Source organism: Pseudomonas sp. GR 6-02 (assembly GCF_001655615.1).
In the GTDB taxonomy this organism is placed as follows: domain Bacteria; phylum Pseudomonadota; class Gammaproteobacteria; order Pseudomonadales; family Pseudomonadaceae; genus Aquipseudomonas.
This window is the reverse complement of record NZ_CP011567.1, coordinates 5,169,134-5,184,226: the sequence shown is the minus strand read 5'-3', so window position 1 is coordinate 5,184,226 and position 15,093 is coordinate 5,169,134. Positions and strand designations below refer to the sequence as shown.

The 15,093-nt window shown below is 58.1% G+C and carries 14 protein-coding genes; 12 read left to right on the top strand and 2 right to left on the bottom strand.

The genetic code is table 11. The annotated features are described in order from the left end of the window. Positions 1 to 24: 24 nt before the first annotated feature. The gene (rpoS, locus tag PGR6_RS22845; RefSeq protein WP_007940534.1) at positions 25 to 1,032 is read left to right on the top strand and encodes an RNA polymerase sigma factor RpoS; all 1,008 of its coding nucleotides are present in this window, start codon (positions 25 to 27) and stop codon (positions 1,030 to 1,032) included. 488 nt (positions 1,033 to 1,520) lie between these two features. Here rpoS and fdxA read toward each other — a convergent pair whose 3' ends face one another. Continuing rightward, positions 1,521 to 1,844, bottom strand: coding sequence for a ferredoxin FdxA (gene fdxA / locus PGR6_RS22840; RefSeq protein ID WP_007940535.1), 324 nt, complete (start codon positions 1,842 to 1,844; stop codon positions 1,521 to 1,523). A gap of 142 nt (positions 1,845 to 1,986) precedes the next feature. Next, a complete protein-coding gene (gene mutS, locus PGR6_RS22835) occupies positions 1,987 to 4,566 on the bottom strand; it encodes a DNA mismatch repair protein MutS (RefSeq protein WP_026286487.1) in 2,580 nt (859 codons plus the stop codon). Positions 4,567 to 4,765: 199 nt separating this feature from the next. Here mutS and PGR6_RS22830 point away from each other — a divergent pair, with 199 nt between their 5' ends. The 11 genes from PGR6_RS22830 to PGR6_RS22780 all read left to right on the top strand — a co-directional run bounded on the left by PGR6_RS22830 (position 4,766) and on the right by PGR6_RS22780 (position 15,093). Next, complete coding sequence (locus PGR6_RS22830) at positions 4,766 to 5,500, top strand: XRE family transcriptional regulator (protein ID WP_026286486.1); 735 nt, start codon at positions 4,766 to 4,768, stop codon at positions 5,498 to 5,500. Between the two features lie 537 nt (positions 5,501 to 6,037). Next, the gene (locus tag PGR6_RS22825; protein WP_064620038.1) at positions 6,038 to 6,472 is read left to right on the top strand and encodes a tail fiber assembly protein; all 435 of its coding nucleotides are present in this window, start codon (positions 6,038 to 6,040) and stop codon (positions 6,470 to 6,472) included. Between the two features lie 142 nt (positions 6,473 to 6,614). Further along, entirely contained in the window at positions 6,615 to 6,965 is a 351-nt protein-coding gene (locus PGR6_RS22820; RefSeq protein WP_064620035.1) for a phage holin family protein, read from the top strand. A 63-nt stretch (positions 6,966 to 7,028) separates the two neighbouring features. Beyond that, on the top strand, positions 7,029 to 9,038 hold the full coding sequence (locus PGR6_RS22815; RefSeq protein ID WP_064620032.1) for a hypothetical protein: 2,010 nt from the start codon (positions 7,029 to 7,031) through the stop codon (positions 9,036 to 9,038). A gap of 232 nt (positions 9,039 to 9,270) precedes the next feature. Continuing rightward, the gene (locus PGR6_RS22810) at positions 9,271 to 9,855 is read left to right on the top strand and encodes a phage tail terminator protein (RefSeq protein WP_064620029.1); all 585 of its coding nucleotides are present in this window, start codon (positions 9,271 to 9,273) and stop codon (positions 9,853 to 9,855) included. Next, positions 9,852 to 10,034: a DUF2635 domain-containing protein gene (locus PGR6_RS22805; protein ID WP_007907211.1), complete on the top strand. Its 183-nt coding sequence runs from the start codon at positions 9,852 to 9,854 to the stop codon at positions 10,032 to 10,034. Before PGR6_RS22810 ends, PGR6_RS22805 begins: the two co-directional genes overlap by 4 nt. Continuing rightward, a complete protein-coding gene (locus PGR6_RS22800) occupies positions 10,034 to 11,530 on the top strand; it encodes a phage tail sheath subtilisin-like domain-containing protein (RefSeq protein WP_064620025.1) in 1,497 nt (498 codons plus the stop codon). The genes PGR6_RS22805 and PGR6_RS22800 overlap by 1 nt, the downstream gene beginning before the upstream one ends. A gap of 67 nt (positions 11,531 to 11,597) precedes the next feature. Next, positions 11,598 to 11,945 carry a phage tail tube protein gene (locus tag PGR6_RS22795; RefSeq protein ID WP_064620022.1) on the top strand — a complete coding sequence of 116 codons (348 nt, stop codon included), beginning with the start codon at positions 11,598 to 11,600 and terminating at the stop codon, positions 11,943 to 11,945. Next, positions 11,942 to 12,238, top strand: coding sequence for a phage tail assembly protein (locus PGR6_RS22790; protein WP_018926972.1), 297 nt, complete (start codon positions 11,942 to 11,944; stop codon positions 12,236 to 12,238). The genes PGR6_RS22795 and PGR6_RS22790 overlap by 4 nt, the downstream gene beginning before the upstream one ends. A gap of 130 nt (positions 12,239 to 12,368) precedes the next feature. Further along, entirely contained in the window at positions 12,369 to 13,871 is a 1,503-nt protein-coding gene (locus PGR6_RS22785) for a hypothetical protein (RefSeq protein WP_064620017.1), read from the top strand. Further along, complete coding sequence (locus tag PGR6_RS22780; RefSeq protein WP_064620015.1) at positions 13,858 to 15,093, top strand: DNA circularization protein; 1,236 nt, start codon at positions 13,858 to 13,860, stop codon at positions 15,091 to 15,093. The genes PGR6_RS22785 and PGR6_RS22780 overlap by 14 nt, the downstream gene beginning before the upstream one ends.

Below are 15,093 nucleotides of genomic sequence, written 5' to 3'. Positions count from 1 at the left end.
CGAACTCACCAAAGGACTATAACAATGGCTCTCAGTAAAGAAGTGCCGGAGTTTGACATCGACGATGAGGTTCTCCTTATGGAGACCGGCATCGCAATGGATTCGATGTCGAATGATGAAGGGGATGCACCACCTTCCGTTCGTGCCAAATCCAGACACTCCGCTTCGTTAAAGCAACACAAGTACATCGACTACACCCGGGCACTCGATGCCACGCAGCTGTACCTCAATGAAATCGGCTTTTCCCCATTGCTCTCCCCGGAAGAAGAAGTTCATTTTGCACGCCTGTCGCAAAGTGGTGATCCGGCCGGACGCAAGCGCATGATTGAAAGCAACCTGCGGCTGGTGGTGAAAATCGCCCGGCGTTACGTCAATCGTGGGCTGTCGCTGCTGGACCTGATCGAAGAGGGTAACCTCGGCCTGATCCGGGCAGTGGAAAAGTTCGATCCAGAACGCGGCTTCCGCTTTTCGACCTACGCCACCTGGTGGATTCGTCAGACCATCGAACGCGCGATCATGAATCAGACCCGGACCATCCGGCTACCTATTCATGTGGTCAAAGAGCTCAACGTGTACTTGCGGGCTGCGCGGGAGCTGACTCAAAAGCTCGACCATGAACCCTCACCCGAAGAAATTGCCAACCTGCTGGAGAAACCGGTAGGCGAGGTCAAGCGCATGCTTGGCCTGAACGAGCGGGTTTCTTCGGTCGACGTCTCGCTGGGTCCGGATTCGGATAAAACCCTGCTGGACACCCTGACCGACGACCGCCCGACCGATCCATGTGAACTGTTGCAGGATGACGACCTGTCGCAGAGCATCGATCAATGGCTTTCGGAGCTGACCGACAAGCAACGCGAGGTGGTCGTACGCCGCTTCGGCTTGCGAGGTCACGAGAGCAGTACGCTTGAAGATGTCGGCCTGGAAATCGGCCTTACCCGGGAGCGGGTCAGGCAAATCCAGGTTGAAGGCCTCAAGCGTCTTCGGGAGATTCTCGAGAAAAACGGCCTGTCGAGTGAGTCGCTGTTCCAATAAGCCATTCGCTCAACCGTCAACCAAAAGCCCCGACTGGTTCGGGGCTTTTTGTTGTCGGCAAGATGAGAGAGGCGCGTTGGTATTGGCGCCACCTCAGGTTTGTAGTCTCGTGGTGTAAGTCTTTGCTTACTCTTTCGTAAGTGTTCATTATTTTTACACCCTGGTAGTTGTCTATTCGAAGGATGCTGTATTTATAAGCTATTGATTTATATGATTATTTTATTGAGTTAACAGCATATTACAGATGATTTCAGTCATGGAGGCCGATTGCTCTTGGTGGGGAATCCTCTAGTATTTGAACTGTGTCGACGGATAGACACGCCCTTCAAGGAAGAGGGGAACGGACATCGCAGGATGCGATTCATCAGGACGATGAAAAGGAACACATGGAATAGGGAAAAAATGTGGGCGGGTCAAACCGCCCCTTTTTTTTGCCTGCAGAAAAGCAAAAAGGCCCGCAAGGGGCCTTTTCGGGAACGCGAGGGAAATCAGCGTTCGAGGTGTTCGATCTTGCCTGGCTTGCCATCCCATTCAGCGGAATCGGGCAATGGGTCTTTCCGTTCAGTGATGTTTGGCCATACCTCGGCCAATTCCATGTTCAGCTGAATGAAGTTTTCCATACCGGCGGGAACTTCATCTTCAGAGAAGATGGCCACGGCAGGGCATTCTGGTTCGCACAGTGCGCAGTCGATGCACTCATCCGGGTGAATCACCAGGAAGTTCGGGCCTTCGTAAAAGCAGTCCACCGGACAGACTTCTACGCAGTCGGTGTACTTGCACTTGATGCAGTTGTCGGTGACGACGAAGGTCATTTCTAATTTTCTCCTCAGGCGGCGGCAGCGGAGCCCCTTCAGGACGGGGTCGCCAGGTTCGGGAGCGATAGTCTGCAGGCCAGGCTATGAGCCTGCAGCATCCCAAACCGCGCGAGATTCTAACAGCTTGCAGGCAAGTGCGTTAGATCCGTGTCTTTAATGTATAGAGCATTTCCAAAGCCCTGCGTGGTGTCAGGTCATCCAGATCAAGTTTGGCCAGTTCATCCAGCACCGGGTGCGGCAGGCTGGCGAACATGTCGCTCTGCTGCGGCGCAACGGATTTGCCTTTGGCCGGCGTCGGCACTTCATGGGGCAGCGCCGTGGATTCCAGCCGGCTCAAGTGTTCACGGGCACGCACGATCACTTCGCTCGGCACCCCGGCCAACTGTGCAACCGCCAGGCCATAGCTCTGGCTGGCAGGCCCAGGCAGAACGTGGTGCAGGAACACGATGCGTTCGTTGTGCTCGGTGGCATTGAGGTGCACGTTGGCTACTAGCGGCTGGGCTTCCGGCAGCACCGTCAGCTCGAAATAGTGCGTGGCGAACAGTGTATAGGCCCGCAGTTGTGCCAGACGCTCGGCCGCGGCCCACGCCAGGGACAGGCCGTCGAAGGTGCTGGTGCCGCGACCGACTTCGTCCATCAGCACCAGGCTGCGCTCGGTGGCGTTGTGCAGGATGTTCGCGGTTTCGCTCATTTCGACCATGAAGGTCGAACGCCCGCCCGCCAGGTCGTCGCTGGAACCGATCCGGGTGAAGATCCGGTCGACCAGGGACAATTCGCAACTGGCCGCCGGCACGAAGCTACCGATGTGCGCCAGCAGCACGATCAACGCGGTCTGGCGCATGTAGGTGGATTTACCGCCCATGTTCGGACCGGTGATCACCAGCATGCGGGTGCTGTCATCGAGGCTCAGGTCGTTGGCCACGAACGGTGTGGTGAGTACTTGCTCGACCACCGGGTGACGACCCTGGCTGATGCGCATGCATGGCTCGCTGACGAAGCGCGGGCAGTTCAGGTCCAGATTCAGTGCACGCTCGGCGAGGTTGCTCAGCACGTCCAGCTCGGCCAGTGCGGCAGCGGTGTCCTGCAAGGGCGGCAATTGAGCGATCAGGTCTTCGAGCAGTGCTTCGTAGAGCATCTTCTCGCGCGCCAGGGCACGGCTCTTGGCCGACAGCGCCTTGTCTTCGAACGCTTTCAGTTCCGGGGTGATGAAGCGCTCGGCACCCTTGAGGGTCTGGCGACGGATATAGTCTGCCGGTGCCGATTCGGCCTGCTTGCTCGGCAACTCAATGAAGTAACCGTGAATGCGGTTGTAACCCACTTTCAGGTTGGCCAGGCCGGTGCGGGCCTTCTCCCGGGCTTCCAGATCGATCAGGAACTGCCCGGCGTTTTCGCTGAGCGATTGCAGCTCGTCGAGTTCGCTGTCGTAACCGGTTTTCAACACGCCGCCGTCACGGATCACCGCTGGCGGGTTGTCGATGATGGCTTTTTCCAGCAGCGCCGCGAGTTCCGGATAGGTGCTGGTGGTCGTCGCCAATTGCATGATGTGCGGAGCTTCAAGCTCGGCCATCGCCACCTGCAACTCTGGCAGTGCGCCGAGGGCATCGCGCAGACGCGCCAAGTCACGAGGGCGGGCATTGCGCAGGCCGATCCGCGCCAGAATCCGCTCGATGTCACCGATTTCCTTGAGCTGCGGCTGCAGTTTCTCGAAACGATAACGGTCCAGCAGGCAGGTGATCGACGTCTGGCGTGCCAGTAGTACCGTCAAATCCCGCAGCGGACGGTTCAGCCAGCGGGTCAGCAAACGGCTGCCCATGGCGGTCTGGCAGCGGTCGACCACTGATTGCAACGTGTTGTCACGACCGCCAGCCAGGTTGGTGTCCAGTTCCAGGTTGCGCCGGCTGGCGCCGTCCAGCACCACGGTGTCGTCCAGACGCTCATGACGCAGGCTGCGCAAATGCGGCAGGGCGGTGCGCTGGGTTTCCTTGGCGTAGCTGAGCAGGCAGCCAGCAGCGCCGATGGCCAGGGTCAGGTTCTCGCAGCCGAAGCCTTTCAGGTCTTGAGTGGAAAACTGCTGGCAAAGACTTTTCAACGCCGAGTCGCGCTCGAAATCCCACGGCGCACGGCGACGAACCCCACGGCGTTTTTCCGCCGGCAAATCCTTCGGCCAGTCATCCGGGATCATCAGCTCCACCGGGTTGACCCGCTCCAGTTCCGCCAGCAGGTTTTCCCAGCCTTTGATCTCCAGCACCGTGAAGTTGCCGCTGGTGATATCGAGCACAGCCAGGCCGAACAGACGCTCGTCACCCAGCACCGCCGCGATCAGGTTGTCCCGGCGCTCATCCAGCAGCGCTTCATCGCTGACCGTGCCGGGCGTGATGATCCGCACCACCTGACGATCCACCGGCCCTTTGCTGGTGGCCGGGTCGCCGACCTGCTCACAAATCACCACCGATTCGCCAAGCTTCACCAGTTTCGCCAGGTAACCTTCCGCAGCGTGGTAAGGAATCCCACACATCGGAATCGCCTGACCCGCCGATTGCCCACGAGCCGTCAGGGTGATGTCCAGCAACTTGGCGGCCTTCTTCGCGTCTTCATAGAAGATCTCGTAGAAGTCGCCCATGCGATAGAACATCAGCTGGTCGGGGTGCTGGTTCTTCAGGCGCCAGTATTGCTGCATCATTGGCGTGTGGGAGGACAGATCGGAGACGGCTTTATTCATCGGATATAGGCAAATTCGTTGAAAGGTGTGGGGCAAAGGAGGGGCATCGGCCCGGCTTTTCCGCGATGGGCGCAAGGTTACCATGGGCGGTCCGCCCGACGCAGGCATGAAAGCCTCAAGGCTATTTTTCGTGGGTCTATGCACAAATTATGCAATTTGGCATTTGTCTTCCGAAAAAAGATCAAGCACTATTCGCGTTATGCAAAAACGCAATGTTTCTACCGTCTTAAGAGCACTGCTCGATCAGCACGGGATCTCCCCCACGGAGCTTCACCGTCGCACCGGCGTGCCTCAATCCACTCTCTCGCGCATCCTCAGCGGGAAAATCGTCGATCCTTCGGATAAACATATCTCGAAGATTGCCGAATACTTTGCTGTGAGCACCGATCAGTTGCGGGGCCGCGCGGATGTCGCGCCGGCTGCCGGCGCCGGGCGTGATGAATTGCATTCGGAACTCAAGGACATAAGCCTGTGGGACGACGACACGCCTGTCGATGACGACGAGGTGTCGGTCCCCTTTCTTCGCGAGGTTGAATTGGCTGCTGGATCAGGAAGATTCGTCATCGAAGAGAGCGAGCGCTCTAGCCTGCGCTTCGGCAAGCGTAGCTTGCGCCACAACGGTGTGCAGTTCGACCAGGCCAAATGCGTGACCGTGCGTGGCAACAGCATGTTGCCGGTACTGCGCGACGGCGCCACGGTGGGGGTGAATGCCGGTAAATGCGGGATTGGCGACATCATCGACGGCGACCTGTACGCCATCAACCACAACGGCCAGTTACGGGTGAAACAGCTTTATCGCCTGCCGACCGGGATTCGCCTGCGCAGCTTCAATCGCGATGAGCATCCGGACGAGGACTACAGCTTCCAGGAAATCCAGGAAGAGCAAATCGTCATCCTTGGTCACGTCTTCTGGTGGGGCATGTACGCCCGCTAACCTCACCGCTGTCAGATAAAACCCGTCGCCCGACGGGTTTTTTTTCGCCTGCCGAAAACCGCCAACGCCTTTGTCTGTGGGGCTTTCATGCGTCTGTGCATTTTAATCGCATAAATAAATGCATTTATGCATTGACTGTATATGCATCCATGCATATTCTTTGTCTCAAGCCGCTCAACAAAGCGGCTCGAAACGAAGCTCTTTAGTTCCATCACAAAGGCAGCGATGAACCGGCCTCAACGGTTCAGAGGGTTGGCAACTGACCCGGGTGTGCAGCGTAAAGCACCAGAAGCAGTTATCCGGCGGGCAGGGACCGCGGTCGGAAAAACAATTTGAATGGACTCGTACCGCGCCAGTAGCGCCGAAAAGTCAGCTTCCTTTTTGACACAGGATTAAAGGAAGGCGAGGGACCGCATTACTAAAAAGCCCGGCGAGTGCCGGGCTCTTTGGAATGCCTACCTGACGTTATCAACGCGCCGACGGGTGTGCAGAACTGAAAATCAGTGTGTGCTGAGAATCAATCATAAGGACAGCAAAATGAACCGTTATGTACTCATAGAGACGGCCTATAAAACCACCTATTCAATAGTCATTCAGGTCTTGGACACTGAGGAAGCCATGCCCACTACCCAGCCAGATGGGGTATCTGGTACATGGCTTGATGTAACAGGTAACACAACAGCTCAAGTGGGATGGAAGGCTCAGTATTTTTTTGATGCGGGATGGGTCTTCACTGAGCCGACTCATGAGGAGTATCTCATTCTCGCCTCTGCTCTCATGCAAAAGCGGCTTGATGAAGCTGCTCGTTGGCTGATGTTCAACCCCTTGCAATACAAGGTAGATCTTGGCGTCGCCACTCCCGCAGATGAAGCAGTATTGCTTGCTTACAAGCAATACGTCATTGCCGTCAGCGAAGTAAAAAATCAACCCGGTTATCCGTCCACGATCAACTGGCCGGCAGCGCCCTTCTAGTTCACCCGACAGCCAAAGCCAAAAGCGGGGTCGTATTACTGAAAAGCCCGGCCCGGAACCGGGCTTTTTGGAATGCCTACCTCAAGAGAAAACGTTTGGACTCAACACATACCATTCATCAATCACCCCCAGGAGGCGGGACATGACAAACGAGCAACAAGCGTTGCTGGACATGCCGATCTGGCTCGTCATCCTCCTCGCGGTAGCGGGTGGGGTGTCCGGCGAAATGTGGCGCGCCGACAAGGAGGGCGCCCGTGGCTGGTCACTGCTGCGGCGCCTGGCCCTGCGGTCCGGGGCCTGCATGATCTGCGGCGTCTCGGCGATCATGCTGTTGTACGCCGCGGGCCTGTCGATCTGGGCCGCCGGCGCCTTTGGCTGCCTGACGGCGATGGCCGGGGCGGACGTGGCCATCGGACTTTACGAACGTTGGGCCGCCAAGCGGATTGGCGTTTGTGAAGTGCCACCGCGCGATTCTCACCCGGATCAACAGTGAACTTGCTCTTATAAAGATGGGAGCGATGCTCGCCCTTTCCGCCCTAAGCGCAAGGACTGCGTCATGAAGTATTTTGTAAGTGCTATCGGTAATGACAGCAATACAGGGACGCGCCCCAGCGCTCCTTGGAAGACCCTGGATCGGGTCAACGCTCAACGTTTCCTGCCAGGGGATTCGGTGTTTTTTCGGCGCGGAGACTCCTTCTACGGCAGGATTGTGCCGTTCGGCAACCGTTCACGGAATGTGCTACCGGTGTCCTATGGGAACTATGGTACCGGCGAACTGCCGGTTGTGAGTCGCTATAAGGTCATCCCCTCTATGTCCTGGGTTGCTCAACCCAATGGTGTGTGGCGAGTTGATTTGAATGACTTGACCAAGTTCACTGGTGATCAAGAGGTGGGTGTTCAAGGCGCCAACGTAGGTTTCCTTAAACATGGCAGCAAAATCTACCCTAATAAAAAGTGGAGCGTGGCTACGCTCACTGACCAATGGGATTTCTATAGCGACAATGCACAGTACTTGTACGTCAAGCTGGTCAGTATTCCGGGTGAAATTCTGGCGCCGGTCGGTCAACGGATTATCGACTCGGTGTCGACCAGTGCCACTGGCTACCGCATCTCTGGCTTGCACTTGAAGGGCTGCTCCGGGCATGCCATTAACGGTACGTTGCAAGACACTACTATCACCGGGTGCATGCTGGGCGAACTGGGTGGCGGTGAACTGATTGGTTTCACGACACCAAACACTCGGTATGGCAATGGCGTGGAAATGTGGAATGGTTCGTTCCGTTCTCTGGCCACGGGCAATGTCATCTATGACGTGTATGACGTGGGCTGCACCCTGCAAGGCAACCTGGTCACTGCAACTTCCGGATGGAATGACTGTTGGTTCACCAAGAACCTGATTATGCGATGCAACCAGTCGTTTGAAGTCTGGGCGACAGGTACCGATAACACCACCCCAACCGAGCCGGGGTCAGGTTTTCACCGTACTGGTTTCATGGACAACATTTGTATGGACTCCGGGCGATCCTGGGGCAGTGATGTTCGTCCAGATCAAACCACCAAGACAGACTTGCTGCTGTATAGCATTACGGTACCGGATGTGGACATTACGGTGTCTGGTAACAAGTTTTACCGCGCCAAAGGTTCGTGGATTTACCGTGCAGGTGGCGTCCCCACATTGCCGTCCGGTTACGTACTCAAGGACAACCAGATCTTTCTGGAAAACGGCGTCAAACTGTTTAGCAACTTGAACTATACGTGGTCGGAGTGGGATGCGTTTGCTGCTTACATCGGCACTGGCGACGGCACTATTTGTTCGATGGTCACGACTGCAGATACCCAACTGACGCAGCAGCAAGCCCTCTTTGAAGGAAAGATGGCAGGCGAGCTGTTTAGTGCCGCGGCAGCAGCGCTGGATGACATCTCCAGCCTGCGCTCTGACTCGTTGTTCAACGGTTTTGAAAGCCAGGCGTCAGACGTCGTCGGTGATTACTTCGCCGAGATACTGACCTTGACCAGCATGGACTCACAGGGGCGTATTGACGGTTCCTTCCTTTACCACATCGGCGGCGATTCAACGATCGACCGACGTGGCATGGGGTTGGTTTCCATTCAACTGAACCCAATGGTCGGTGGTTCTTACTTCAACATGGATGTGGTGGAGTTGTTGCCTTTCCGTACTGGGCCTGACGTCACTGACTTTAAAGCTGTGGTGGTTGAAGATGCGTTGGCCAGCGGAGGCAAAGTCCAGGTCAAAATCTACTTCAATGTTGGTAAAGACAGTTACCAGAAGCTTAAGGTCATGCCCACCAGTATGATGATTTCGGGTAGTTCGAATGCGTCTTACCAGTTCCGTAATTCTTCTGCGCTGATCACTGCATTACCGGCAGGTGCATTGGTGGTGGCTACCGGTAACTCAATTGCCTGGCAGAAGCGACCGATAGTCGGTGTTACCGCACCCACGGTTGTACCTTCGTTCGTTGGACAGTCCTATTTGGACACGGTTAACAAAAAGGCTTACATCGCTTTTGGCACAGCCAGTGTTGCTGATTGGAGCATGCTGAACTAGGTGACCCATGAAGAGGAGGGGGCAGTTCCTGCTGTTCGCACAGAGGAAAATGCTGACTCTCCCAGGAACACTCTCTCGCGTAACCGCAGGACTCATCTCCGGATCCTGAAGTAATCCCCACAAAAGCCACAACGATCTCCAGCCGTCGACGCCCTGAGGTTAGCTCGAACCTGTCCGGGTGTTCGATGCCTGGAATCAACTCACTCATTTCATTCGATCCTGGAGCGCCCTCATGAAGATCACGCCGATCCTCACGCAACTGCGTGCGCAATGCCCGACCCTGGCCAATCGTGTGGCGGCGGGCATTGACCTCGCCACCCTGCAAGCCAACAACCCGCTCGCCACGCCTTGCGCCTACGTCGTCCCCATCGCCGATCTGGCCAGCAAAAGCGTGGCGCAAAACCTGATGCTGCAACCGATCCGCGACCGCTTCGAAGTCACCCTGGTGCTCGACACCACGGACGCCGCTGCAGCGTTGGATCAACTGCACGATTTACGCGCCGAACTTTGGCGCGCGCTGGTGGGGTTCAAGCCCGGCAGCGACTACAGCGCCACTGCCTACGACGGCGGCGAACTGGTTTCCATCAACAGCAGCCGTGTGCTCTATCGCCTGCGCTTTTTCACCGAATTCCAGCTCGGCCGCAATTTGCCGGGGCAACCGGCGCAGAGCTGGCACGAGCGTGAACTGGACGGCTTGTCGTCCTTTACCGGGGTCACCGTGCGGGTCGATGCGATCGACCCGGCGGACCCCAATCTGCAACGCCCAGGCCCCGACGGGCGCCTGGAACTGACTTTCTCTGGAGACGTAACCCCATGAGCAAACGCATCACCGTGCTGCCGGCCCCGGGCCGTGTCGTGCCGGACCCGGAAGCGGGCGATCTGTTGCCCCTCGAGGGCCGTGAAGTGCCGGACAACGCCTGGTGGCGTCGACGTCTGGCCGATGGCGATATCACTACCAAAGCCGTGAAAGCGGCGAAACCACAGGGAGCCAAATAATGGCGATCGGATTCAGCAACATCCCCGCGGACATTCGTGTTCCGCTGTTCTATGCCGAAATGGACAACTCGGCCGCCAATAGCGCGTCGTCGGCCATGCGCCGTCTGATTGTCGCTCAGGTCAACGACAACATCGCGCCAGCCGATGCCGGCAAACTGGTGCTGGTTTCCAGCGTGGCGCTGGCCAAAAGCATTGGCGGCCAGGGCTCGATGCTCGCCTCGATGTACGAAACCTGGCGCAAGACCGACCCGATCGGCGAGATCTGGTGCCTGCCGCTGCACAGCACCGAAGGCAGCATTGCCAAAGGCGTGCTGACTCTGACCGGTGCGGCGACCCAAAGCGGCGTGCTCAACCTGTACGTCGGCGGAGTTCGCGTTCAGGCAGCCATCGTCAACGGCGCCACCGCGGCGCAAGCGGCCACCGCCCTGGCCCTGAAAATCAATGCCAGCGCTGATCTGCCAGTCACTGCGGCGGCGGTCGGAGGCGTGGTCACCCTGAGTGCCAAATGGACTGGTGACAGCGGCAACGACATCAGCCTGCAATTCAATCGCCTGGGCAAGAGCAACGGCGAAGAAACCCCGGCGGGCCTGACCTCGGCCATCACCGCCATGACCGGCGGTGCCGGTGTGCCGGATCAAGTGGCTGCCGTGGCGGCGCTGGGCGATGAACCGTTCGAGTTCATCTGCATGCCGTGGTCGGATCTGTCGACGCTCAACACCTGGCAAGCGGTCATGGATGACAGCACCGGTCGTTGGTCCTGGGCCAAGCAGTTGTTCGGTCACGTCTACAGTGCCAAACGCGGCACCGTCGGTACGCTGGTGGCGGCAGGTCAAGCGCGTAACGACCAGCACATGACCATCCAGGCGCTGGAACCGGGTGTACCGCAACCGTTCTGGGTGCAGGCCGCCGCACTGGCTGCGCGCACCTCGGTGTTCATCTCGGCCGACGCCAGCCGTCCGACCCAAAGCGGCAGCCTGCCAGGTCTCGACCCGGCTCCGGCGAGCGAGCGGTTCACCCTGACCGAGCGTCAGTCGTTGCTCAACTACGGCATCGCCACTGCGTACTACGAAGGCGGCTACGTGCGCATTCAGCGTTCGATCACCACCTATCAGAAGAACGCCTACGGCCAGGCAGACAACTCCTACCTGGACAGCGAAACCATGCACCAGTCGGCGTTCATCGTGCGTCGTCTGCAAAGCGTGATCACCAGCAAATACGGTCGCCACAAACTGGCCTCCGACGGCACCCGTTTCGGCGCCGGCCAGCCAATCGTTACCCCGAGCACCATTCGCGGTGAGCTGATCGCCCAGTACGCCAAGCTCGAACTGGAAGGCCATGTGGAAAACGCCGAGCTGTTCGCCGAACACCTGATCGTCGAGCGCGACACCCAGGACCCGAGTCGGGTCAATGTGCTGTTCCCGCCGGACTACATCAACGGCCTGCGCGTGTTCGCGCTGCTCAACCAGTTCCGTCTGCAGTACGACGACGCAGCCTGATCGCTGCCTTTGACTGTGTGAATTCGGCCCACCGCGCGTGGGCTTTTTATTTGAAGGGAGAAACACCATGGGTCAACTGATTGCGGGCACCTGCTACGTCAAAGTGGACGGCGCTCAATTGACCATCAACGGCGGCTGCGAAGCACCATTGATGGCCGTAAAACGGGAAACCGTCGTGCCGGGATTCTACAAGGAAACCGACATCGCACCGTCGTTCAAAGTGACGGCGCTGCACACCGCGGACTTCCCGCTCAAGCAACTGATCGCAGGCTCCGACATGACCGTCACCTGCGAATTCAGCAACGGCAAAGTCTACGTACTGGCTGGCGCCTATCTGGTGGAAGAGCCGGTATCCAAAGGCGATGACGCCACCATCGAACTGAAATTCGAAGGCATCAAGGGGGCCTGGCAATGAGCAACGCCGTGAAGCTTCAAGTTGCGATCGAAGCCCACGGCGAGCCCTTGACCGAGCTCAACCTGCGCCGTCCGACGGTGCAGGAAGTGCGGGCGATCAAGGCGTTGCCGTACAAGATCGACAAGAGCGAAGAGGTCAGCCTCGACATGGACGTCGCGGCCAAATACATCGCCGTGTGCGCCGGCATCCCGCCGTCTTCGGTCAACCAGCTGGATCTGGCTGACCTCAACACGCTGAGTTGGGCGGTCGCGAGTTTTTTCATGAGTGCGGCGTCGGAGCCATCACCGACCTGATCGCAGTCGCCTATGACCTGGCCTGGTTCTGGAAGGTTGACCCCGAACAGATGATGGCCAGGCCACTGGATGTGCTCCGCGAATCGCTGGAGCACGCGCAACGGATCAATGCGATGCAGCAGGTGCAGTGATGGCAGACACACAAACGAAAGGGAAAACATCGGTGCTGCTCACGGGCATCGATGAACTGTCACCCAAACTCGGCGCCCTTCGGGAAAAAGTCGAGAGCTTCAAGAAAAATCTGGAGCAGACAGGCCTCGGCAAACTGGACATCAGCGGCTTGTTCAAGGGCGGTAGCGTGATCACGCCGTTCATGGATGCGATCAAGGTGTCCGACGCGTTCAAGGGCAAATTGACCGAAGTCAATGAAGCAGCCGAAGGCGTTGATTTGCCGAAAGCGCCGGTGAGCGCTACGCAAAACATGAATGTGTTCAGTCGCTCGATGGAGCAGGTGTCGATCGCGGCCAACACGGCCTTGCAGCCTGCTGTCGCGACCATAACGGCAGGTCTTCAACCGTTGTTGGTAGGATTTGGCAGCCTGCTTGATGACAACCCGAAACTGGTCGAAGGGTTGGCGGCAGGTGCCATCGCATTTTCGGCAATGCAAACGGCCGTGACCGGCGCGACGCAAGTGTTCGATCTGATGAGCATGGTGCTCAAGACCAATCCCATCATGCTGATTGCCATGGGCATTGCCATGGCGGCCGGTGTGATCATTACCAACTGGGAGCCGATTTCGACGTTTTTCGCCGGGCTCTGGCAAAAGGTTGTCGGTTATTGGGCTCCGATCAGCGGCGTTTTCTCGGCAATTTTTGATCAAGTCAAAGCAGTCGTGAGTGCAGGATTCGACTTCCTCAAGGCGTGGTTTGCCTGGACGCCCTACGGAATGATCCTGAACAACTGGGGGGCCGTTGTCGGTTTGTTTGCGGCGATCTGGGATCTGCTCGTGGCACTGACTGTGCCGGTGAAGGAGAAACTGCGCAGCCTGTTCGACTGGGTGCCGCTGGACGCCATTGCCGCCGCTTGGGATCAGGTCCCTGCCATGTTCTCGGGCTACTGGGAGTCGATCAAGCTTGGAGCGCAGGCGTTCTTTTCCTACCTCAGCGGGCTGTTCACTTGGTCGCCCTTGGATGCACTGAGCGAAACATGGGCATCCGTGGTTCAGTTTTTCAGTGAAAAAGCGGAAAAGCTCCGGGCCATTCTGGCGCCCATCCAGGAGATGCTTGGCGGTAGCTTTGGTGGTTTTATCGCCCAAATTACCGGCAAGGTCGAAAGCTTCACCGAGGTGCAAAAGAAAACCAATGCTGAAGGCAAGGGGGAGTTTGCGCCGGTGGCGGCGTTCATCAATGCCGCTTCCGAGCAGCCCTCAAACGCGCTGGCGACTCCCGGCAGTTTGCCGCTCAAGTCGTCGTTGTTGCAGCCCGGTTCTCTGACTCAAAACTCCAACGCCTTGATCCAACAAAGCGCCGCCAACAATCGCACGCAACTCGAAGGCGGCCTGACGGTTCGCTTCGAAAACGCGCCGGCCGGGCTGCGCACCGATCAACCGCAAACCAATCAACCGGGGCTGTCGCTCAACTCGCGCATCGGCTACCGCTCACTTTCCCTGGGAGGCTCCAATGAGTTGGCGTGACCGTTTGTTGCCGGCGTCCTTTCGCGGTGTCGGTTTCTGGGTCGATCAGGCGAAAACCCCGGTCGGTAAAAAGGGCCAGTTGCACGAGTATCCGCAGCGGGACCTGCCGTTTTTCGAGAGCCTTGGCCAACAGGCGAAGATCCATGATCTGACGGCGTTCATCGTCGGCCCCGATTGCCTGGAGCAGCGCGACAAGCTGCTCAAGGCGCTGGAGCAGGGCAGTGGTGAACTGGTCCATCCATGGCTGGGGCGGCTACAGGTCAAGGTCGGCGAATGCGACATGACCCACACCCGCCAGGACGGCGGGTTGGTGACCTTTGCGCTGAAGTTTTACCCCGATGAACCACTGCCGTTTCCGACGGCCACGATCAGCACGCAGAAGGTGCTACTGGCCAAGGCCGACACCTTGCTGGGCTCGGCGGTGGCGCGTTTCGAACAGGCCATGACCCTGATCAAGGCCGCGCGAATCGGCATCGCCAATCTGCGCAACAGCCTGACCGGGGTGTATGACGTGATCAAGGAACAGCTCAAACCGTTGATCGAGCAATATCGGCAGATCACCGAGCTGGTCAAAGCGGTCAAGGAATTGCCCAAGGAAGTGGCGGCGGAATTCAAGGGCTTGCTCGGCGATATCAAATCGCTCAAGGACTTCGCGAAGGAGGGTTATCGTGGCGTGATTGCCGACGTGTCCCAACAGCTCGAAGCCATCCGCAAGGCCGATGCGCCGAAGCTCACCACCGGCAAGGACACCACGGCCGCAGCGCAAGCCATGGCCGATCTGGTACAGGACACGCTGCTGGTCAAAGTGGCGCAATGGGTCGCCTCGATGCCGGTCGCGTCGACACCGGTGAAACTGTCGTCGACACCATCGCTGGAGCAGCAGGCGAACCTGCCGGTCACCCGGCAGGAGGTGCCGGTCACCGACGATTTGAAAGCACTGCAAAAGGCGCTGGTCGAGGCGACCAACCCGATGCTGGACAAGGCCAGCCCCGCGCATTATCAGGCCATCGACGATGTGAAGCAGGCGCTGCTTGCGCATCTCAAGGCAGTGGCTTCGTCGGGTGTACGACAGGTCAGCAAGTCTTTTCAGGAAAGCCTTCCGGCGCTGGTCGTGGCGTACAAGCAATTTGCCGACGCAACGCGGGTCACCGAAGTGATTCAGCGCAACGGGATTACCCATCCAGGGTACGCGCCGAACGATGTGAAAGTCTCCGGGAAGTGA